Source organism: Chitinophagaceae bacterium (genome assembly GCA_016713085.1).
GTDB lineage: Bacteria > Bacteroidota > Bacteroidia > Chitinophagales > Chitinophagaceae > Lacibacter.
This window is the reverse complement of record JADJPV010000001.1, coordinates 1,173,053-1,193,503: the sequence shown is the minus strand read 5'-3', so window position 1 is coordinate 1,193,503 and position 20,451 is coordinate 1,173,053. Positions and strand designations below refer to the sequence as shown.

The window sequence follows — 20,451 nt, the reverse complement described above, 5'->3', positions numbered from 1 at the left end:
ACACATGATTCGTTTTTTTGTACAAACATTTTTTGGAGCTAAGTCTGTTTACTTATTAGCGTATTCAAAAGAACAATTTGTGGAGCAATTACAATGGTTAATAGATGGTACAAAAGGATTTTATGCACGTGTGAATATTACAGGGAGATTTATTGATTATCCCAATGTATTTGTGTTAAGTCCTAAATGGTCGTTAAGTGTTATAAAAGGGTTCGAAACTGAGCTATCTTACCTGAAAGGAACAATTGCTGAGTCGGAAGTTGGTCAAACAAAACTTATAGTATCTGTTCGACCAAATATCATTTTTTTTCTGTTTTTCCTGATTTCAAACGTAATTGGAATAAAAAATCTGTATCATTTAATAGTTGAAGGCTGGAGCGAAGAGTTGTTTGTAGGTTTTTTATTCTTCATGGTTTTTATCAATACTGCTATTGTTTTTATTTCCAGAAGTATTACTAGAAGTATCAGCGAAAGGTTTAAGAGATACTTTTCTATTTTCAGTAACTCATAAGATAAACAAGGGATTCTTTATTGTTTCAACTTCATCAGCAACTCAACAATCTCTTTCTCCCTCGTCCATACAATAAAATGATTTTCCTTTTCAAATGTTGTCAGAACAAATGAATCTGTTTTCGTCAGCATTTTTTCTGCAAACACAGTATTGGAGTAAGGAACAAGCATATCTTTTTTTCCATGCAATAAGTAAACAGGGCAGGTTATTTTTTCATATTCACTCAGCATGTCTTTCAAGTCTTTTTTTAAGTACCACAATTCTTCATTGCTTGGGCGCAGTACACCCGGCACGAATAAATTTAGTGGTGTTTTAAATAAAACAGGCCGCCACTTTTCCGGCTTTTCCAAAGCAGGATCAAGTGATGGAGCAAGTAATACAATTGCTTTTGTGTAATGAGGCCGGGCTGCAGCCAGTTTCACAGCCATCGGTCCGCCCAGGCTATGACCAATAATAATAAACGGTTTATTGTTATTGATACTGTCCATCCAGGCAGCAATGATTTCTGTTTGCTGTGTAAGATTCATTGCATTGCCGAAATCGCTATAACCAAAACCCGGACGATCAACAGAAATGACACGATAGTTTTGTAGGAGTTCTTTATTTTTTAAATAACTTTTAAATGCATCCCAACTGCCGGGAGTCCCGTGTACAAATAACAAAGTGGGCATTGTGTCATTTCCCGTTTGTGCATAGTGCAGGGGGAAACCCATTACCGTTTTTTATAAGGGTTTGTAATTTTATACCAGCATCAGCAAATTCCTTTTTAGCTTTTTTATCACTGATGCGCATCTTCATACAGCCTTGTGCAAGAATGAGCCAGAGCAGTAAGATAATTCCAATAATTTTAAAGGATCGTTTCATCCAGCGGGGCATAGTTACAGTAAGTTAGGGAATGCTGCTGAAATGTAAATCAACGAAACTGGATAAGATTTTCCAAGAGAATAAGAATTAAAAAACCCCAACTTTCGTCGGGGTTTCAATATCTGTCAATTAATTAACTGTCGGTTTTTGGCGGCTGCTTTTTAATATCAAGCGGCGGCCTGTTCTGCTGCTGTGGCTTCTGTTGTTGAGGCCGTTGCTGCTGCGGCGGTCGTTGTTGTTGCGGCCGCTGCTGATTACCCTGTCCGCCCTGTTTATTTTGCTGACCACTTCCACCACCTTGTTGTTGTGGTCGGTTTTGTTGTGGCCTTCTTTGTTGCTGCTGTTGTTTTTGCTGACCACCCTGTTGCCTGTTACCGTCCTGTTGTTTCCGTTGCTGCCCCTGTTCTTTATCTCTTCTTCTGCGGCTGTCACGTTCCAGTGTTTGTAAACTGATTTGGCCTACCAGTTCCACATGTGCACTTTCTTTCGCTTCTGCTGCTTTGGCTGCAGATAATTCAACAGCACCCAATTCATCAGGTCGCTGACCTTTTACATTCATCAGCCTGATTTCTTTTACCCTTTCAATTGGAACTGGATATTGTTTGTTGCTGTCGGGCAGCACATACCACATCAGGTTTTTGAAAATATCTTTTTAATGAGCTGTGCAGTTCCCCTGCTCAGTTCAAGTACATCTGCATTGTTCGGAAAATTCTGTAAAGCATCTAAGTAAGTATCCAGCTCAAAATTTAAACAGCATTTCAAACGGCCGCATTGACCGCTGAGTTTTGCCTGGTTAATACTTAAATTCTGGTAACGGGCAATAGTGGTGGTTACACTTTTTGAAATCGCTGAGCCATGTGCTGCAGCAAAATTCACGGCCGCAACTGCCAATGCCGCCAATCTTGGCTGCTTCCTGGCGAATACCGATCTGTTTCATTTCCACTTTTATCTTAAAATCTCCGGCAAAGATTTTAATCAGTTCACGGAAATCAACACGGTCTTCGGCAGTATAATAAAAAGTTGCTTTTCGTCCATCAGCCTGGAATTCCACTTCAATCAGTTTCATATCCAGGTTCATTTGTATGGCCGCTGCTCTTGCCCTAACCAAAGCAGGTTTTTCACGATCCTTGCTTTCCTTCCATTTCTGCAGATCCATTTCATTGGCCCGGCGCATGATCTTTTTCATTTCAGGATTTTCTTCCTTCACCCCTTTCTTTTTCATCTGCAGGCGAACCATTTCACCGCTTATGTTCACCATACCAATATCATATCCGCTCATGCCTTCCACTGCAACCATATCACCTTTAATGAAGGTTTGCAAAGTATTGTTCCGGTAAAATTCTTTACGGCTTCCGTTATTGAAAGTTACTTCCACCACACGGCAATCATTGGGGTCGCTGAAAGGAAGATTGGCCAGCCAGTCATGCACATTCAGCCTGTTACAGCCACCTGTACTGCAACTGCCGTTGCTCTTGCATCCGTTCGGAGATCCCGTACCACAACTTGTACAACTCATTATAATGAGAAATTAAAAGATGAATAATAAATGAAGAAGGGATGGGGCAAGCAGCAGAATATCTATTAAGCTTTTGTTGCGTCGCATGCCCGCATCAGGCGGGACGTTCATATTACTATGGAGCAAAAACCTCCTCAAATGACTGGTAATATGTAGAAGTAATTAACACAACGAAGACATTTAATGATTCACAGCCTGCACAAATCTCTTTTCACGTTTCAACCTGTTATTTTTCACAAACCATGCATCACAGGTCAATCTATCAAAAATAGAGTTTTTTCGGGAATAGTCAGCATCTGGTCTGAGGCTCCGTCTGACCGTTATTATCGGGTGGCCTGTCCGACGAGGGCGTAGGCTGTGTTGAGCACTGACAATAAGAACGACACAACCACCCCCCCACCGACGAAACTCTCACCCACCCGCCCTCACCGTTACGAAACCTCAATAGCCGATTTATTGGCAATAATATGGTAGAGCTTGATGGTGAGCGCCATGAACAGCATTTTGGCGTTGGCATTCCGTTCTATATAATAGGAAGCCCTGTCGAGTTCTTCGGTTATGGCTTTTTGCTGGCTCACATCGCAAAGTTTGTTGAGGCGGAGGGCAAAATCCTTTTCAGCCCCGGTAAGTGGCAATCGATCTTCACCCATGGTCCGCAGGCGGATGCTCTGCTCCAGCAGGTGTGTAAAATATCGTAGGAATTGTTTTTGTTTTTCCCTTCCCTGCTGACTGATGACATCTACCCACTTCACCTGCGCAACCGGGCCGGTTTTCAAAACCGCATTCAGCCATTCCCTCAGCAAACCCTGCCAATCTTCTTCTGCATGCTGAATGAGTTGAAGTGCTTCCCGGTAATTGCCTTCGCTGACTCCGGCAATCTGGTTGGCCTGGTCTTCATTTAATTTGCTGCGTTCTATTAAGGCAGTTGCCACTTCTGTTATTTCAATAAGTGGTATGCGGACAGTCTGGCAACGGCTGATGATGGTGGGTAAAACCATGTCTTCATTTTCAGCCACCAGTACAAACAGGGTATTGGCCGGTGGTTCTTCAATCAGCTTTAATAATTTATTTCCTTCCTTGCCTAAAAATTCTGCCATCCACAAAACGAGGATTTTGTATTCGCTCTCAAAACTTTTGAGGTTGAGTTTACGGATGATGTCGGCACATTCTGCAGCGGTAATATTTCCCTGTTTGTTTTCAGCGCCAATAAACTGTAACCAATCGTACACATTTCCGTAGGGATAAAGTTTAATGAATTCTCTCCATTCGGTGATGTAATCGGTACTGATTGGTTTGTCGCCGCTTTTTTTTGTGATAACGGGATAACTGTAATGAATATCAGGATGAATGTATTTTTCAGCCAGTTCACTTCCATGCGATGAAGAAATTGCTGCAGCCGGTTCTTCACCAAACAAAGAAACAGTTGCAGCTACCGGTTTACTTTTTTTCGCTCTGGCTTACCACATAACCACTGAAAGCAAGGGCAAGTGGCAAAGCACCACTTCCTTCTTTTCCAAGAAACAGCAATGCATGGCTCAGGCGGTTGTGATCAACCATTTCCTGCAGTTGCCGGATGATTTCCTGCTGGCCAATAATGTTGCTGAATTGCATGTGGCGAAGATAGGATTTGAAGGAAATAAAAAAACCAGAAGTAACTGATTTAGCAAGTCAGTTTATTTTCTTTTCAAGCGTTTTTTATAAACTGGATTATTTTCCAGCAACCTTGACTGATGATGAACTGTAAGAATGTGAATCTTGTTTTTTGAAACTACTTCATAGATAATTCGGTAACGGCTAACAGGCAATTCCCGAAACCGTTTACTTTCCAATTCAGGAACAGGTTTGCCGAAGTTAGGATGTGTTTGTAATACTTCTGTACGGTCAAAAAATAATTGAACCATATTTTCTGCCGCTTGTAATGAGTCGTTGGAAATATATCTGGCTATTTCGTCAATATCTTTTAGTGCAGATGGTGCCCATATCAGTTCAGCCATTTCTTCAGCTTTTTCTTTGCCTGCTCAGTTGTAAGTCCTTTGCCTTGTTTAATCTCTTCACGCCCCTTGTTGATTTTGTGTAAAAGAATAAGCCGGTCAATTGCTTCATCAACAGAAAATTCATCAGGTAATTCTTTTAAACTCTTCAACACTTCTTTTTTGAGCAACATGATTAGTTATTTTCTTAAAGTTAAAATAAATGACGGGATTCATAAAATAAAAAACCTGTGTGTTATAACAACACACAGGCAAAGGGATATGAAACCTGAGGTTATAGCTTACTTGTAATCTCTTCAATCAGCGGTTTTACGTTGCTTCCAAAGTATGCAACCAGTTGTCCGTTTTCATTGATCAGAAATTTATTAAAGTTCCATTTTATTTCAGCATCCAATACACCATTCTTTTCTTTGCTGGTGAGCCATTTGTAAAGCGGATGCATATCATCGCCCTTTACACTGATTTTCGATGCCATTGGAAAAGTGATATGATAAGTACCGGTGCAGAATTCTTTGATGTCTGCATTTGTGCCTGGCTCCTGTCCGCCAAAATTATTTGCGGGAAAGCCAATCACCACTAATTTGTCTTTATACTTTTCATACAGTTCTTCCAACTCAGTGTATTGAGGAGTGTAACCGCATTTGGAAGCTGTATTTACAATCAGGATCTTTTTTCCTTTGAAGTTGGCAAAATTAATTGTGCCGCCTTCCAGTCCTTCCACTTTAAAATTATAGATGGTAGGTTGAGAATTTGTAATCGGCTTTTTTCATTTGTTGTAAAAGCAAATGAAATGAAAATGATCGAGGCGAGAATAATACGTATCATATTGTTGATTGATTTATTGTTTAACAATGATTCTGAAAGAATGTTCAAAGATCATGCAAGTCTCTGAGCAGATTTGCCCGTTCATCATATTCTGTCAGTTATTGCTTTTCGTATGCACCCAGATCTGGTAACCCAACTCTTGGTAATCCATCAAAGTCGGTAAGCAAAGGCGTAACCGTTCCTTTGTTGATGGCTGCTGATCCTGTCTTTAATCTGAAATCATAAAACCGTTTCACCACATCTATACTGTCGAACTGAGGATCAGTATTGCGTATTACATTGGTAAAGCTTGTATTGGAAGGATCGGTTTTTGCTTTGAACAATACATTTTGCAGGATGAGGTTGGTGACGTCTGTTCCTTCTTTCTGAACCAATACTTCGTTATCAACCAAACCTCTGTCGCCCCACAAAATACTGTTGGTGAATGTTGCAGTTAAAGGCGCTGTAAATGTTTGATTGTTTTGTTTTACATAATTGGTGGCAGTTAATACCGGATTCTTATGTTGAATAAACGAGTTGGAAACTGTAATCACTGTGCAGTGATTGAATTGATAAGTACCACCATAAATCAATGCAATATTATTTCCGCAATTACTGATCAAACTGTTGTTGGCAACAATGCTGCTGTTGATCCCAAATAAACCAATGTCATAGATATTATCCAGTACACAATTGTTCAGCGTAAGTTTTGGATTTGCATTGGTGGATGGTTTTTCAGCAACCAATCCCTGGTATGCATTACTGATATATGTATAAGTAAGTTGATTATTAATACTGCTTCCACGGAAATAAATGCCCGGCCATGCTCCGGGATAATCTTTGTACGGATCATCTAACCGGTTAGCACGAAAAACAACACTGTCGCTTTTTGTTCCGTTAACGATCAATGTACCATCAACAATAAATGGTGCATCTGCATTTAAATAAATTCTTGTACCGGACTGAATAGTGAGAACAGAGTTTGTGTCAACAATCAGGCCGCCAAGAATTACATAAGGCAGGGTTTTGTTCCATGTAAAATTTCCTTGCAAAACTGTACTTCTTATATAATTGGCATTTTGCCCCCATGCTTCTAATTGTTTGAAACTGGTATTACCGTTCCATTCAATCTTGATACTATCCCTGATGACAAATGGCTGGTTCGCTGCATTAGGATTCACGTTCACATTCACAAAAACATACATGCTGTCATTTCCTTCAATTTCAATTCCGTTGAATTGAACTCCCGGGCTCCCGTCAACATTTATTTTAAAGTTAGAAGCTGAACCACCCATCAACTGCAGGTTAGTTATCCTGATCTTCTGCCTGTTTTCATTTTTAATGAGAAAATATTTTGTGATGGAACCTGCTGTTGTAAATACCGTATCAAAATGAATACTGTCATTTGCGAGAGTCAGCTTTGATTCGTTACCGGTATCGAGTTTTTCTTTGCTGCAGGATGTAGCAAATGCAAAAATTAGGATAAGCAGTATATAGAAATTAGTTTTCAGAAGTGTAAAAATAAGGAAGCGTTAACGATTGGTTGTAATGTATCTGTTAAACTGTATTTAATCCTTCCGGAATGGAAGCTGTTAATCATTACTTGCCCAGGCCAGCGTAGCAATACTTAATTCCGTTTGCTCAATTTGTTTGATGGCATGCCCGCAAGCCTCCATTGTTGCACCGGTAGTAATTACGTCATCAACCAGTAACAGTTTTTTGCTTTTCAGTTGAGATCGGTCGCTGATTTCAAAACTTCCCTCCACATTCACCCATCTTTCGCTGCGGCCTTTTTTGGTTTGGGTATCAGTATACCTTTTCCGCAGAACGATATTTTTTAAGACAGGTATATTCAGTATATCAGCTATTCCTTCACTTAAAACAGCTGCTTGGTTATACCCACGCTTCTTTTCCTTATCGGGGAAGAGAGGAAGGGGAATCAGGGCATCAATTTCGCTGAAGCGACCGCTATTTTTTAGCTGAATCCCCAACCATTGGCCCAATTGGCGGCCGACTTCCTGGTTTCCGTTGTATTTAAGTTGATGGATGAGCCGCTGCAAAACGGAGCTTTTGGTGAAATAATACCCTGCACCTGCCAATTTTACCTCCAACCGCCCATAAAATATTTTTTCAATTGGGTTGCCGGGAAGGGCAAAAAAGCCGGTTTCGGGCAAATTTGCCTGGCAACGGAGGCAAACGGTCTGATCATTTTCCAGCAAATCACTGCCACATCCGGCACAGGTATGAGGGAAAAAAAGATGAGAAAAATCATGTAACCATTTAGCGGTGCTGATCATGAAAGAAAGATAAAAAACTAATTCAGAAATTCCAATCACCAACTCAAGTGCAAGCGGTTTAGATTTTTTCTCGTGCGCATTCGTGTAACCTGCCTGTCGGCAGACAGGTTCGTGGCAAACGTTTATTGAAACAGGTATTGATACAGTTCTTCTACCTTCCCCATGGTGATTACTTCAATATTATACTTCTGTTGTAATTTTTTTTCATTTCCTTTTTGATGGCCAAGATTGTATTTGCTGATGATAATTTTTTCAAAACCAAGCTTCTCGGCTTCAGCAATCCGCTGATCAATTCTGTTTACTGCTCTTATCTCACCACTTAAGCCAACTTCACCGGCAAAACAAAAATGCGGATTCAACGGCACATCTTCATAACTTGATAACAGTGCACAGATCACAGCAAGATCAATGGATGGATCTTCTACTTTTATTCCTCCGGCAATATTTAAGAAAACATCCTTCATGCCAAAATGAAATCCTCCACGTTTTTCTAACACGGCTAATAACAATTGTAAACGTCTTAAATCAAAACCGCTAACTGTTCGTTGCGGAGTTCCGTACACACTTTGAGTAACCAATGCCTGTACTTCAATTAACAAAGGACGCATACCTTCCATGGTTGCAGCAATTGCAATACCGCTTAACTCATCATCTTTTTGTGTGATTAAAATTTCACTTGGATTATTAACAGGACGCATACCGCTTTCAGTCATTTCATAGATGCCTAATTCAGATGTTGAGCCAAAACGATTCTTCATCGTTCTTAAAATTCTGTAGGCATAATGACGGTCACCTTCGAACTGCAAAACCGTGTCCACCATGTGTTCCAGGATTTTTGGCCCTGCAATGCTTCCATCTTTTGTGATGTGCCCGATCAAAAAAACAGGCGTATGCGTTTCTTTCGCAAAGCGTTGTAATTCTGCAGCAGTTTCTCTTATTTGTGAAATACTTCCGGGTCCACTTTCAATATAAGGAGTTTGTAAAGTTTGAATAGAATCAATGATTACTAATTGTGGTTTCAGTTTTTTTATTTCCTGGAAAATAGTATGTGTTGATGTTTCAGTGAGCAGATAAAAATCTTCATTGCTCATCTGTAAACGGTCAGCACGCATTTTAATCTGCTGCTCACTTTCTTCGCCACTTACATATAATGTTGTTACATTTTTTAAGTGAAGCCCAATTTGTAAAAACAAAGTTGATTTCCCAATTCCGGGTTCACCGGCAATTAATACAATACTGCCCGGAACAATTCCGCCTCCAAGAACACGGTTTAATTCTGCATCCTGTGTTAGGATTCTTTTTTCTTCACTGCTTTTTACTTCGCTTAGTGAAATGGTTTTCATTTCACCATTACCTGCAGTTTCTTTCCAGGATTGTTTTTGCGGGTTGGTTTTTTCTTTTGTGATAATTTCTTCAGCAAACGTATTCCATTCATTACAGGAAGGACATTTTCCAACCCATTTGGCAGATTCGTATCCACAATTCTGACAAAAAAAAGATGATTTTATTTTACTCATATAATTCCATTCGAAGTTTATAAAAGTGCATCAAAAAAAACGAATTGAATTAAAAATATTTTTTATGATGATTGAAACAAAAGAAAATAAAGAAAAGGAGAAAAAATTGCAAAAATAAATGAAGAAGAACCGGCAGTTTATTAAAAGTAAAAGGGCTGGAATTTCTTCCAACCCTTTGTACTTACTAACCCATTAAATTCTTTTGCTAAATTACAAATTGCGGGCACATTACAAAATTATTTTTGGGCAATGTGAATAAATTTCTTCAAAAGTATATACAGGTGCTCCTGATTTAGGGGCCTGTTTTAAGTATATCTTATAATATGGTTATCAATTAGTTATAATTTTTTTCAGGGGAAAGAAAATAAATAATTTTGCTTACGGCTACCTGCAAACGTAACTGCTTCTGCCAAAACGACTTAAGCATTATTTACTGATGCCAGTTTTTGACATTTTTTTAATTTGGAAACTAATTTGATGGATGGTTTGTTACATTAAAAAAAATAAAATGACACCCGGAATCCTGTTCGTTTCACTCCTTTTTATGGGAATCGGTTTTTTAGTTCAAACGAGGTTAAAAACCAAGTTTAAACAGTACAGTAAGCAGCCCCTTCTGAATGGCTTAACAGGCAGGGATATTGCTGAAAAAATGCTCAGGGAAAATGGCATTTATGACGTGAAAGTAGTTTCGGTAAATGGCTTTCTGAGCGATCATTATAATCCTGCAACAAAAACTGTAAATCTCAGCCCGGACGTATACAATACCAGCTCTATAGCCGCTGCTGCTGTATCGGCCCATGAATGCGGACATGCAGTTCAACACGCAACCGCCTATCAATGGCTGATGCTCCGTTCCCGATTAGTACCTGTAGTTCAGGTTAGCACCACATTGTCACAATGGATTCTGGCAATTGGCATCGGTATTATGGGTTTTGGTGGTGGGAATCCGACCGTATTATTAATAGGAATTCTCCTTTTTGGGGCAACAACTGTTTTTTCCCTCATAACCCTGCCGGTGGAGTTTGATGCCAGCAACCGGGCGCTTGCTTGGCTCAACCGGACAAATGTTACAAATCAATCAGAGTATCCGGGAGCTAAAGATGCGCTCAAGTGGGCAGCCACAACTTACGTTGTTGCAGCTTTGGCTTCCATTGTTACCCTGGTACAATATATTCTGATTTATCTCGCCCGCCGAGATGATTAGTTTTTTGGAATGGATTGAATTCCAACCAAATAAGCTTTTATATGAACGGTGTGCAGCAATCTCTGCAAACACACTGTCAATATTTTAACATATGTTTTATTTTGCAGGAATACTGCTATTTTTGAAAAAATCTAAACTAAAAACAACAACGCATGAGAAAACTGCTATTCTTATTGATTAGCCTGCTGGCCATTACATGTCAGTCTTGGGCGCAAGCCAGAGAAGTTACTGGTAAAGTAACTGATGCAAATGGAACTGCTCTTTCAGGGGTTTCAGTTAAAGTAAAGGGGTCAGAAGTTGGGACATCTACGGGTAATGATGGAACTTATTCTATTAAAATGCCTAAAAGATTAAACTCGTTAATTTTTTCAAGTATTGGGTTTGATGATCAGGAAGTCGATGTAAAAGGTAATGTTGTAAACATTACACTTAGTCAAGCGTCAAAGAACTTAAATGAGGTTGTAATTACAGGTTATGGTACCCAGGTAAAGAGGGAAGTAACAAGTGTTATTGCAAGAGTGAAAGGATCTGAGGTCCAAAATATGCCAGTGGCTGATTTAGCCCAGACTTTGCAAGGACGGGCAGCGGGTGTTTTTGTAGAAGCACAAAATGGTAAAATTGGTGAGGGTATTAAAATAAGAATTCGTGGTGCCAGTTCACTCAATGGCAGTAATGATCCTCTGTATGTTGTAGATGGAGTACCTCTCGTTGGTGGTGTTTTTGGAAGTGCTTCGTCTGATATCAACTTTAATGATGTCGAGTCTTTTGACATCCTAAAAGATGCATCTGCTGCAGCTATTTATGGTAGCCGTGCTGCAAATGGTGTTATTCTTATCACAACCAAAAGAGGTAAAGCAGGCAAAACAAAATTTACTCTTAACACACAGTATGGAGTTCAAAATCCAACTAATAAAAGAGGTTTTTTAAATGCTGCAGAATATATTGAGTTGTTTAAAGAAGCTGCTATCAATACAGCGAAGTATCACTACAACAGAGCCGGTAACTGGAGAGGATATGCAAGTGAAGCAGCAGCCATTACAGATATGACCACATACGTAGAAAATCGCTTTACCCGTTACAGTGGATACAGCGATTGGAGAACTCTGCAAACTGACAATAATTGGGAAGACGCAGCATTCAATGAAGATGCCCGTACAAGTAATATTGAATTAAGCGCACAGGGTGGTACTGAAAGAAACAAATTTTATTTTAGTACTGGTATCAATAATCAGGATGGTATTTTGATTGCAAACAAATTCAAAAGACTGAGTTTGCGTTTCAACATGGATAACCAATTAAACAATTGGTTAAAAATGGGATTGAATATGAGTCTTAGCAAAACAGACAGGAAAAGGCTGTCTGCTGATAATGCATTTAACACACCAATGCAATTAGTGGCAATGTCTCCAATCACTCCTTTCAGGAATCAGGCAGGGGTCTTATATAATACTCCAACTACAACTTATTATAATGGTTTGATTGATGTGGAAGATGCAGAGAATAATGCGAAAGGCTATCGGAATCAGGGGAATATTTATGCTGAAAGCAGGATTGCAAAAGGACTTACACTTCGCAATGAACTGGGTCTTGATATGGTGAATCAGAGCGACGAACGTTTTTGGGGAAGCCGCACTGACGGTGGTGCTGGTATTGGTGGCGCAGCATGGGCACAATGGTTTAGAAATACACGATGGACAACAAACAATTACTTTAATTATGTAACCACAGTTAACGAAAAGCATAAAGTAGATGCTACCTTAGGTATGAGTTTTGAGAACCGCTATGATGAATATTCGTTCGTAGAGGGTGAAAATTTCGCAGATGAATCCATTACAACATTGGCTGGTGCAAGCACAATTACAGGAGGCAGCACAACACATGATATGAATAATCTTGTTTCTTATTTTGTCCGTGCCAACTATAGTTTTAATCGCAAATATTTACTTAGCTTAAATGCGAGAATAGATGGTGATTCAAGATTTGGAAGCAATTACAAGTATGGTACATTTCCAAGTGTGTCTGCTGGCTGGATCATAAGCGATGAAGAGTTTATGAAAAAAAGCAAATGGCTAAGTTTCTTAAAACTTCGTGCCAGTTATGGTATCGTTGGTAACAACTCAGGGGTAGGTTTTTATTCATCAATACCACAATACGGAAGTGTAAAATACGGTTCAACAGGTGCGGGGTTGAGAATAACTAATTTCGGAAATGATGATCTTCGTTGGGAAAAAGTAACAACGATGGATGTTGGTTTTGAATTCGGATTGTTTAACAATCGTTTAAGTGGTGAGTTCAGCTGGTACAATAAAAAGACGACAGATATGTTGCTGGCTGTACCAACTCCTTCACCTTCAGGAACAACTTCTGTTTTAGGAAACATCGGCGAAATGGAAAACAAGGGTATCGAACTTTCACTTAATTCTGTAAACGTCGTTACCCGTAATTTCAAGTGGACAACAAACATAAACGCCGCAAGAAATAGAAATAAAATGCTTAAACTGGATGGAGAGCAGAAGGAAATATTGCCGAGCGACGCACGGTTTTCAAATGCTGTAATTATTGGCCAACCCATCGGTATTTTTTATGGTGTTAAATATGCCGGAGTAGATCCTGCAAATGGTGATCCATTGTTTTATGAGCAGGATGACAAAACAACAACCAACGTTTATGGCGATGCCGGAAAGTTCATTATAGGTGACCCGAATCCGGATTGGATTGCTGGTATTAGCAACACTATTACCTGGAAAGGTCTTGAATTGAATTTCCTGTTTCAGGGAGTATTTGGCAATCAGGTACAGGATGGTGCAGGTGGATTTATGAGTGCAAGTGCAGACTGGTTTGATAACCAAACACGTGATCAACTGAAACGTTGGAAAAAACCAGGCGACATTACAAATGTACCAGAGGCACGCTTAAACAGATTTGGTGATTTTGACAGTCCAAGTATGAGCACAAGGTTTATATACGATGCCACGTATGTTCGTTTGAAAAATTTGACGATAGGTTACAACCTACCTCAAAATATTCTTAACAAAGCCAAACTTTCTAATGCACGTATTTATGTGAGCGGTGTTAACCTTTTAACCTTCACTAAGTATCCCGGCTGGGATCCTGAAGTAAACACCGATTATCGTGCCGGTAACGTAAACCAGGGAAGTGACTTTTATGCAGCACCACAAATCAAAAGTATTGTTGTTGGTTTAACTGTTGGACTCTAATTAACCAAACCTCAAAAGATTATCATGAAAAAAATATCAATATTTATAGCATTGGCTGGTCTTGTTTCCATGACAGCCTGCGACAAGAAATTAGACCTTGTTAATCCCCAGTCCATAGCTGCGGAAGACGCTTTCTCTACCAGTGATAAAGTAAAGAAAGTGCTGGTTGGTAACTATGCAGCTATGGGAGCTGCAAGCTTATTTGGTGGTGATGTACTATGGATGAGCGAGCTTATGGGAAGTGGAGGCGACTTAAACTGGGTTGGTACTTTTCCTGAACCCAGGCAAATATGGAGTAAAGCTATTCTAATAAGTAACAGTAACGTAGCCGCAACCTACACACAGGCTTACAGAGTTATATTTAATGCAAATAATATCCTGGCAAATATTGCAGTTGTTGCAACTGCAGATCAGGCGAAGGTTGCTGCAGAGGCGAAATTTCAAAGAGCTTTAGCATATTTTGAGTTGATTAAGTTTTTTGAGAAAAGCCTTACTTTGCCGGGACTGCTTCTTCTTTAAAAGGGGTTCCTCTTATTACAGCTCCTGGCCCTAATGCTCCTCAGGATGCTGCGTATTTAATACCAAGGGCAACCGTTGAAGCAGTTTATCAGCAAATAATTACCGATCTTACCCAGGCAGAAACTGATCTTCCTGCAAAGAATGGTTTTTATGCAAATAAACCTTCCGCATCATTAGCGCTCGCAAGAGTTTATTTGCAACAAGAAAAGTTTGCAGAAGCAAGAGATGCTGCTAATCGCTGTGTTACTGTTGCTGAAGCAAATGGGTTCTCGCTTGTGGGTAATTATAGCAATGCTTTCAACAACTCAGCCAATACAACGGAAGATTTGTTTGCAATGCAGGTTACAGATCAGGCCGGCACTAACAGTTGCTTTACTTTTTTCAGCACTGATACATATGGTGCAAGGGATGGTGACATAGAAGTTACCGCTGCTCATTACAATAAATACAGTTTACTTGATACCCGCCTTAATCTTTTCTTCTTTGAATATGGTGAATGGCGTTGTGGTAAATGGAGAGATATTTACAAAAACGTAAAACTTATGCGTTTGGCTGAAGCGTACTTGACCCGAGCCGAGTGCAACAGGCGTTTAGGTACAACTATTGGAGCAACACCAGAAACAGATTTGCACAAAACCAGGGGCAGGGCAGGGTTAGTGTTACTCGTAGCACCTACATTGCAGCAGATATTGGATGAAAGAGAGCTGGAGCTTGCATTTGAAGGACAAGGTTTGTGGGATGCAAAGCGCTTAAGGTTAACTGTAGACGGCAATGCCTGGAACGCAGATAAAATGACGTTCCCTATTCCGTTAAGAGAAAGAAATGTTAATCCTGACTTGGCGCAAAACCCTGGGTACTAATTTTTTTAAGAAGGAAAATCTTCAAGACCAAAAAATGCTCCCGGTCCAGGGGGCATTTTTTTATTACCTGTTACCTTGCATGAGAATTAACTATTTTTGCAAACATCTGTTAGTTGATTATCGCTAATATATAATATGAGTTATTCTCCTTCAATAAAATACGCATTGTTACTGCTGCCAGTTTATTTGATGGCCATGATGCTGCTATTAACATCATGCGCCGTATTATGCAGAGCAAGGGTGCTGAAATTATTCATCTTGGTCATAATCGGAGCGTACATGAAATAGTAGAATGCGCCATTGAAGAAGATGCGCAGGGAATTGCCATCACCAGTTACCAGGGCGGGCATGTAGAATTTTTCAAATACATGAAAGATTTGCTGGAAGAAAATGGATGCGGTCATATCAAAATATTTGGTGGTGGCGGTGGAACAATTCTCCCATCTGAAATTGAGGAGCTGCATCAATATGGCATCAGCAGAATTTATTCGCCTGATGATGGCCGGCATATGGGATTGGAAGGAATGATTGAAGATGTGATTAAACAATGTGATATCTCACTGAATGGAACAGGTGATTATAAAAGTGCAATGACTCTGGGTGAAGTGAAGGATGTAAGAAAGATTGCAAGAAAAATTACCAATGCTGAGAATGGACAACCGGTAACAGAGAACCAGAAACCTGTAACAACTATTCCTGTTCTTGGCATCACCGGCACAGGCGGCGCAGGTAAATCATCTGTAACAGATGAAATCGTTCGCCGGTATTTAAATGCATTTGCAGATAAAACAATTGCAGTGCTTTCTGTTGATCCATCGAAAAAGAAAACAGGTGGTGCGTTGTTAGGTGATCGTATCCGTATGAATTCTATCTCTGGCCCCAGAGCCTATATGCGGAGTTTGGCAACAAGAGAAAGCGATAAAGCATTGAGTGTACATGTACAGGAAGCAATTGATATTTGTAAGGAAGCCGGCTTTGATTTTATTATTCTTGAAAGCGCAGGTGTTGGACAAAGTGATGCATCGATTCTTGATTACTGTGATGTGAGTTTGTATGTCATGACACCGGAGTATGGTGCGGCGTCGCAACTGGAAAAATCAACATGCTTGATTATGCTGATGTAATCACCATCAACAAATTTGATAAAGCAGGAGCATTGGATGCATTGGCTGATGTTCGCAAGCAATACAAACGGAATCACCAGCTTTTCATGGCGAAAGATGAAGACTTGCCGATCATCGGAACAATTGCATCACAATTCAATGATGCCGGAGTAAATGAATTGTTTGAAAAATTGATGCAGACCGTTGAAGCAAAAACAAAAGTGAAGTTTGGAGATGTAGAACATTTTGTTCATAAGGATACGGTAAGTAAAACACTGATCATTCCTCCGGCAAGAGTCCGTTACCTAAGCGAAATTGCAGATGCCGTTAAAGATTACAATCAATTAGTGATCGACCAGGCAGCAATCGCTTCGAAACTTTATCAGTTGCATGGTGCATTGGAGATCATCAAAGACAAAGCAGACTCTTCTCTTCTGGAAACAATTCATCAGCAAATTCAATTTTATACTGATCAGCAAACACCAGTTGCCAAAAAACTCATAGCACACTGGCCTGAAAAAGTAAAAGCTTATCAGCAGGATTTCTATGAATATAAAGTAAGAGACAAGGTAATTAAGCAACCCATGTTCAGCACCAGTTTAAGTGGAACAAGAATTCCAAAAGTGGTGCTGCCGAAATATAAAGACTGGGGCGATTTATTAAAATGGCAGGCACAGGAAAATGTGCCGGGCAGTTTTCCTTTTGCTGCTGGCGTGTTTCCATTAAAACGTGAAGGAGAAGACCCAACAAGAATGTTTGCAGGTGAAGGTGGTCCTGAAAGAACCAACAAACGCTTTCACTATGTTTCATTGGATCAACCGGCTATTCGTTTATCAACTGCATTCGACAGTGTAACGCTGTATGGTGAGGATCCTGCTCATCGTCCGGATATTTATGGTAAGGTTGGAAACAGTGGTGTAAGTATTGCAACTGTTGATGATGCTAAAAAATTATACAGTGGTTTTGATCTCTGCGATCCAAAGACATCAGTAAGCATGACCATCAATGGTCCGGCTCCAATGTTACTTGCTTTCTTTATGAATGCAGCGATTGATCAGCAATGTGAAAAATGGATTGAAGCGAATGGTAAATGGGAGGAAGTAAAAAAACTGGCAGAAGAAAAATTCAAATCACAACCCAAACCTCTTTATAATAATACATCTTCTCCCGGTGAATTACCTTCCGGCAATAACGGACTTGGTTTAAAACTTCTCGGTTTAAGTGGTGACGAAGTATTACCAGCTGATGTATATGCTCAACGTAAACAGGCAGCACTGCAACAGGTGAGAGGAACAGTGCAGGCTGATATTTTAAAGGAAGACCAGGCACAGAATACCTGCATCTTCTCGACAGAGTTTGCATTGAAGTTAATGGGAGATGTACAAGAATATTTTATTCAACAGAACGTACGCAATTTTTACAGTGTAAGCATCAGCGGATACCATATTGCAGAAGCAGGTGCAAATCCTATCACACAATTAGCGTTTACATTAGCAAACGGCTTCACTTACATTGAATATTATTTAAGCAGGGGAATGAATATTGATGATTTTGCTCCGAATCTTTCTTTCTTCTTCAGCAATGGCATGGATCCTGAATACAGCGTTATAGGAAGAGTTTCCAGAAAGATCTGGGCAAAGGCAATGCGTTATAAATATAAAGCCAACAAACGCAGCCAGATGCTGAAGTATCATATCCAAACTTCCGGTCGCTCATTGCATGCGCAGGAAATTGATTTCAACGATATCAGAACAACGCTTCAGGCTTTGTATGCGATTTATGATAACTGTAATTCACTTCACACCAATGCATATGATGAAGCGATTACTACACCAACAGAAGAAAGTGTAAGAAGGGCGATGGCTATTCAGTTGATCATTAACAGGGAACTGGGTACGGCTAAGAATGAAAACCCTAATCAGGGTTCTTTCTTAATGGAAGAGTTAACTGATTTGGTTGAAGAAGCGGTGATGAATGAATTCAACCGCATAACAGAACGTGGTGGTGTATTAGGTTCGATGGAACGTATGTATCAGCGCAATAAAATTCAGGAAGAAAGTTTATACTACGAACATCAGAAACATACAGGCGAATTGCCGTTGATTGGTGTAAATACATTCTTAAATAAAAACGGGAGTCCCACTATTTTGCCACAGGAAGTGATTCGCAGTACAACCGAAGAAAAAGAACAACAGATCACTAACCTTCACAATTTCTGGAAAAGGAATGAACACAGAGCGGCAGATGAAATAAAGAAACTGAAAGAAGTTGCCGTAAGAAACGGAAATATCTTTGCACAGCTGATGGAAACAGCAAAGTATTGTTCGCTTGGACAGATAACTCATGCTTTGTATGAAGTAGGCGGACAGTACAGGAGGAATATGTAAAAGAATTTTATTCTATAAATACAAAAGGGCCCGATGGAGCCCTTTTTTTAAATCGAAAAACAGTATCACTACTCTTCTTTAACTTTTTTCCCTTCTTTATCAATCATCATAAACTCGCCGTTTTTCAAAACACGGGCTTTCCCGTCAGTAAATAAATCGGCAAAGTTGTAAGCAAACGGAAGAACGATTCTTCCTTTCAAATTGATATAACCCCACAGGCCTTTGCTGTTACCAACAGGCGCCAGTCCTTCAGAAAATCCCCGGGCCATTTCATATTCAAACGGAATGATAACCTGCATCTGGTAATTGATGTATCCAAATTTTTCATTTTTTTTCACACAGGCAATACTGTCGTGAAAAGAAGAAACTTCCTCATACATTGGCTCAACAACAACTTTGCCTGTACTGTCTAAATAACCCCATTTGTTTCCCTTGCGTACGCCTGCTCTACCTTCACTAAAAGTCAATGCTTCATCATAAACAAGCGGTACAACTAATTCACCTGATTTTGTAACATAACCAAACTTGCCATCCTTACTTACTTTGGCAAGACCACAAACACAATCATCAACAAAATCATATTGTTTGGCCCAGCTTTGTGCAGATGCCTGTATTGACCAAAAAAGGATGAATAAAAAGAAATAATTTTTCATGATTCATCTGTTTTACAGTTTAAAAAATTGCAGTGTTAAGGTAGATTGTCAACTTTTATAAATCAATGATGACAGGCAGATACCGAAGTGATTAAGGACAGAATTTTGACTTTTTGAGTCGCTTTTCCGACTGTTTTTTGAACAGAAATCAATTAACTTTCCCGCATGAAACAAACCGGAATTCTCTTTCTTACACTGGCTTTTATATTTACTGTGGGCAGCTGTTCTAAAAAGCCATATGCAGTAACGAATAAATCATATAAAAAGCAAACGAAGACTTTTGCAAAGCTGCTGCGGCAATATCCGCTGCATGATTCAGTTGATAATGCCCCTATGTTTGTTGGTACAACCAACCTGTCGATGCGCAGACCCAACTTTGTGATCATTCACCATACAGCACAAAACAGTTGCGAACAGACATTAAAAACATTTACTCTTCCACGTACACAGGTGAGTGCTCACTATGTAATTTGTAAAGATGGAACGGTGTATCATATGCTCAACGATTATTTAAGGGCACATCATGCAGGTATAAGCAAATGGGGAAATTCAACTGATATCAATTCAAGCAGTATTGGCATAGAGTTAGACAATAATGGCTTTGAACCTTTTGATGAACTTCAGCTGAACAGTTTGGCTTTATTACTGGAGCGTTTAAAAAAATCATTCAGCATTCCTGCTGCTAATTTTATTGGTCACGGTGATATTGCCCCTACAAGAAAAAATGATCCCAACTGGCGTTTTCCCTGGAAGACCCTGAGTGAAAAAGGATTTGGTTTATGGTGGAATGATACAACCAATGTGCAGGTTCCTGAAAAGTTTGATTATCTCACTGCAATCCGTATTGTAGGCTATGATATGAAAGATACAAGTGCTGCTATTCTTGGCTTTAAGCGTCATTTTTTAATGGATACCACAAAGGGAATGACACAGGAAGCGGTTAAAGTGTTATACCAGTTAGAGAAAAAATACCTGTAACTTAGGTTTATCCAGGTTTTGTTTAAACA

The 20,451-nt window shown here is 39.7% G+C and carries 14 protein-coding genes and 4 pseudogenes; 8 read left to right on the top strand and 10 right to left on the bottom strand.

Annotated elements, in window-relative coordinates; genetic code table 11:
- The first annotated feature begins 4 nt into the window (after window positions 1–4).
- On the top strand, window positions 5–511 hold the full coding sequence (locus IPK31_05700) for a hypothetical protein (GenBank protein MBK8087465.1): 507 nt from the start codon (window positions 5–7) through the stop codon (window positions 509–511).
- Between the two features lie 17 nt (window positions 512–528).
- Here the strand turns inward: IPK31_05700 and IPK31_05695 are convergent, their stop codons facing one another.
- The 9 genes and pseudogenes from IPK31_05695 to radA all read right to left on the bottom strand — a co-directional run bounded on the left by IPK31_05695 (window position 529) and on the right by radA (window position 9,500).
- Window positions 529–1,224 carry an alpha/beta hydrolase gene (locus IPK31_05695; GenBank protein ID MBK8087464.1) on the bottom strand — a complete coding sequence of 232 codons (696 nt, stop codon included), beginning with the start codon at window positions 1,222–1,224 and terminating at the stop codon, window positions 529–531.
- Between the two features lie 284 nt (window positions 1,225–1,508).
- Window positions 1,509–2,891: pseudogene (locus tag IPK31_05690) on the bottom strand (hypothetical protein).
- A 431-nt stretch (window positions 2,892–3,322) separates the two neighbouring features.
- Window positions 3,323–4,502 (bottom strand): annotated as a pseudogene (locus IPK31_05685) (hypothetical protein).
- A gap of 62 nt (window positions 4,503–4,564) precedes the next feature.
- A complete protein-coding gene (locus IPK31_05680; GenBank protein ID MBK8087463.1) occupies window positions 4,565–4,885 on the bottom strand; it encodes a type II toxin-antitoxin system RelE/ParE family toxin in 321 nt (106 codons plus the stop codon).
- Entirely contained in the window at window positions 4,873–5,055 is a 183-nt protein-coding gene (locus IPK31_05675) for a hypothetical protein (protein MBK8087462.1), read from the bottom strand. Before IPK31_05675 ends, IPK31_05680 begins: the two co-directional genes overlap by 13 nt.
- 101 nt (window positions 5,056–5,156) lie before the next feature.
- Window positions 5,157–5,639, bottom strand: a complete 483-nt coding sequence (locus IPK31_05670; GenBank protein MBK8087461.1) for a glutathione peroxidase — start codon at window positions 5,637–5,639, stop codon at window positions 5,157–5,159.
- A 166-nt stretch (window positions 5,640–5,805) separates the two neighbouring features.
- Complete coding sequence (locus tag IPK31_05665; GenBank protein ID MBK8087460.1) at window positions 5,806–7,179, bottom strand: hypothetical protein; 1,374 nt, start codon at window positions 7,177–7,179, stop codon at window positions 5,806–5,808.
- Between the two features lie 99 nt (window positions 7,180–7,278).
- A complete protein-coding gene (locus IPK31_05660; protein MBK8087459.1) occupies window positions 7,279–7,983 on the bottom strand; it encodes a ComF family protein in 705 nt (234 codons plus the stop codon).
- 122 nt (window positions 7,984–8,105) lie between these two features.
- A complete protein-coding gene (gene radA / locus IPK31_05655; protein ID MBK8087458.1) occupies window positions 8,106–9,500 on the bottom strand; it encodes a DNA repair protein RadA in 1,395 nt (464 codons plus the stop codon).
- Between the two features lie 508 nt (window positions 9,501–10,008).
- Between radA and IPK31_05650 the strand changes: the two genes are divergently transcribed.
- The 6 genes and pseudogenes from IPK31_05650 (at window position 10,009) to IPK31_05625 (ending at window position 18,791) form a co-directional block, all read left to right on the top strand.
- Complete coding sequence (locus tag IPK31_05650; protein ID MBK8087457.1) at window positions 10,009–10,704, top strand: zinc metallopeptidase; 696 nt, start codon at window positions 10,009–10,011, stop codon at window positions 10,702–10,704.
- A gap of 152 nt (window positions 10,705–10,856) precedes the next feature.
- Window positions 10,857–13,922 carry a TonB-dependent receptor gene (locus IPK31_05645; GenBank protein MBK8087456.1) on the top strand — a complete coding sequence of 1,022 codons (3,066 nt, stop codon included), beginning with the start codon at window positions 10,857–10,859 and terminating at the stop codon, window positions 13,920–13,922.
- 24 nt (window positions 13,923–13,946) lie between these two features.
- Window positions 13,947–14,441 (top strand): RagB/SusD family nutrient uptake outer membrane protein, encoded by a 495-nt coding sequence (locus IPK31_05640; GenBank protein ID MBK8087455.1) that lies wholly within the window; start codon window positions 13,947–13,949, stop codon window positions 14,439–14,441.
- A 14-nt stretch (window positions 14,442–14,455) separates the two neighbouring features.
- A pseudogene (locus IPK31_05635) lies at window positions 14,456–14,638 on the top strand (RagB/SusD family nutrient uptake outer membrane protein).
- On the top strand, window positions 14,636–15,301 hold the full coding sequence (locus tag IPK31_05630) for a RagB/SusD family nutrient uptake outer membrane protein (GenBank protein MBK8087454.1): 666 nt from the start codon (window positions 14,636–14,638) through the stop codon (window positions 15,299–15,301). The pseudogene IPK31_05635 and the gene IPK31_05630 overlap by 3 nt, the downstream one beginning before the upstream one ends.
- A 158-nt stretch (window positions 15,302–15,459) precedes the next feature.
- Window positions 15,460–18,791, top strand: a pseudogene (locus IPK31_05625) (methylmalonyl-CoA mutase family protein).
- Window positions 18,792–18,859: 68 nt separating this feature from the next.
- On the opposite strand, the gene IPK31_05620 reads toward IPK31_05625, so the two are convergent.
- On the bottom strand, window positions 18,860–19,444 hold the full coding sequence (locus tag IPK31_05620) for a WG repeat-containing protein (GenBank protein MBK8087453.1): 585 nt from the start codon (window positions 19,442–19,444) through the stop codon (window positions 18,860–18,862).
- Window positions 19,445–19,609: 165 nt separating this feature from the next.
- Between IPK31_05620 and IPK31_05615 the strand changes: the two genes are divergently transcribed.
- A complete protein-coding gene (locus IPK31_05615; protein ID MBK8087452.1) occupies window positions 19,610–20,422 on the top strand; it encodes an N-acetylmuramoyl-L-alanine amidase in 813 nt (270 codons plus the stop codon).
- The last annotated feature ends 29 nt before the right edge of the window (window positions 20,423–20,451 follow it).